Source organism: Stutzerimonas stutzeri (assembly GCF_024448935.1).
GTDB classification, from domain to species: Bacteria; Pseudomonadota; Gammaproteobacteria; order Pseudomonadales; family Pseudomonadaceae; genus Stutzerimonas; species Stutzerimonas stutzeri_AO.
Window position 1 is genome coordinate 1 of the sequence record NZ_JAMOIE010000218.1, and the last position, 1,617, is coordinate 1,617.

Genomic DNA, 1,617 nt, shown 5'->3' on the forward strand with positions numbered 1-1,617 from the left:
AACGAGCAGCATCCGCACAGCGCTTTGAAATATCGCTCGCCGAGGGAATTCAGGCGCTTGGCAGTAGCATCAACGGGGAGTTGGTGTCCGGTTTGGTAGGGGCAAGTCCATCGAACTGGTTGTTTGCCGGGCCGCTACGCAGCGGCAAACGAGCGGCGGCGATCATGAGCCTGATCCGGTCGGCCCGCATGAACGGACATGATCCGTATGCCTATCTCAAGGACGTGCTGACACGACTGCCTACGCAGCGGGCCAGTGAAATCGGCCAACTGCTGCCGCATCAGTGGGTACCTGCCTGAATCACGCAAGGTGAGTTCGGCGTACGCTTACGTATCGATCACCCCGGATTGTCACTCAATCCGAAAACAGCTCGAACATCAGTTGTCGCAACCAGATGTTGGCTAAATCCTTGTGATATTTTGCGTGCCAGAACATGTTAATGGGGATTTCTGGTAGGTCGATGGGGATTGGCAGCACATTCAAGCCGAAGGGCTCTACACAGCAGTCAGCGAAGCGCTCAGGTACGGTGGCGAGTAGCTCCGTATGCTGGAGGATATGGCCGACGGCGACGAAGTGCGGAACCTCTAGGCGAATGTCCCGCCGGATGCCAGCTCGCGCCATAAGGGAATCTACTTCGCCGTGGCCAGTGCTGGCGGCGATGACACGTATATGGCTGTAGGCACAGAAGCGCTCCAAGGTCAGTGGCTCTCTGGTGGCCGGGTGGTTCTTACGGCACAAGCACACGTAGCGGTTATGGAGAAGCCGACGCTGTAAGAAGCCGGCCTGTAGGTTGGGTAGCAGGCCTACGGCCAAATCTACTGTACCGTCTTGTAACGACTGTCCCAAACTCACCGAGCTGCCGCGTACCGTGCTGATTGTGCAATGGGGGGCCTTACGAGCGAGCGCATCTATTAACCGCGGCATGAAATATATCTCACCAATGTCGGTCATGGCCAAGGTGAAGGTACGCTCGCTGGTTAAAGGATCGAAGCGCTCTTCGTGATGTAGCGCTTCGCGCAGACTGTGCATGGCATGGGCGATAGGCTCAGCTAAATGTGCAGCATAGGGCGTAGGTTCCATGCCTTGGTGGGTACGCACGAACAGTTCGTCCTGCAGTGCGGTGCGCAGGCGCTTCAGGGCGTTGCTTACGGCAGGTTGGGTTAGGCCTAGGCTTTGCGCGACGATAGAGACACGCTTGTCGACCATCAACTGGTTGAATACTACCAGCAGGTTTAAATCCAGGTCATGCAGTTCCATGGAGCCTCGCTATGTTGGGACGTCGTCCTGCCAAAGCGGCAGCATCGTACATTCTCCCTATGAATATATAATATAGGGATTAGTGTATTTATCAATAGTTATGGCTTCGCTACTGTTGGAGATATCCCAATAATAAAGTCATGACAGGTATTGCATGAACGACATGAACGCTAAGAAACCAGCCTTGCGCGTCGCTATAGTCGGCGGCGGAATTTCAGGCCTTGCCTTGGCATTGAGCTTGTGCAAACACTCCCATCTTAATGTGCAGCTATTCGAGGCTGCCCCGGCGTTCGGTGAAGTCGGTGCTGGTGTGTCCTTCGGGCCTAACGCAGTGCGCGCCATTGTCGGTTTGGGTTTGGG

3 protein-coding genes are annotated in these 1,617 nt (G+C 55.3%); 2 read left to right on the forward strand and 1 reads right to left on the reverse strand.

Annotation, left to right across the window (positions count from 1 at the left end; all coding sequences use genetic code 11):
* On the forward strand, positions 1 to 299 hold a 299-nt coding region (locus tag NA637_RS24935; RefSeq protein ID WP_256075237.1), incomplete at its 5' end, for a transposase domain-containing protein.
* 55 nt (positions 300 to 354) lie between these two features.
* Here the strand turns inward: NA637_RS24935 and nahR are convergent.
* Positions 355 to 1,257, reverse strand: a complete 903-nt coding sequence (gene nahR, locus NA637_RS24940) for an HTH-type transcriptional activator NahR (RefSeq protein ID WP_017849601.1) — start codon at positions 1,255 to 1,257, stop codon at positions 355 to 357.
* A gap of 154 nt (positions 1,258 to 1,411) precedes the next feature.
* Here nahR and NA637_RS24945 point away from each other — a divergent pair.
* The coding region (locus NA637_RS24945) for an FAD-dependent oxidoreductase (RefSeq protein WP_256075240.1) at positions 1,412 to 1,617 on the forward strand (206 nt) is incomplete at its 3' end.

Coding starts and splice junctions, on each gene's coding strand:
- nahR (WP_017849601.1), bottom strand. CDS start 1,257: ATGGAACTGCATGACCTGGATTTAAACCTGCTGGTAGTATTCAACCAG.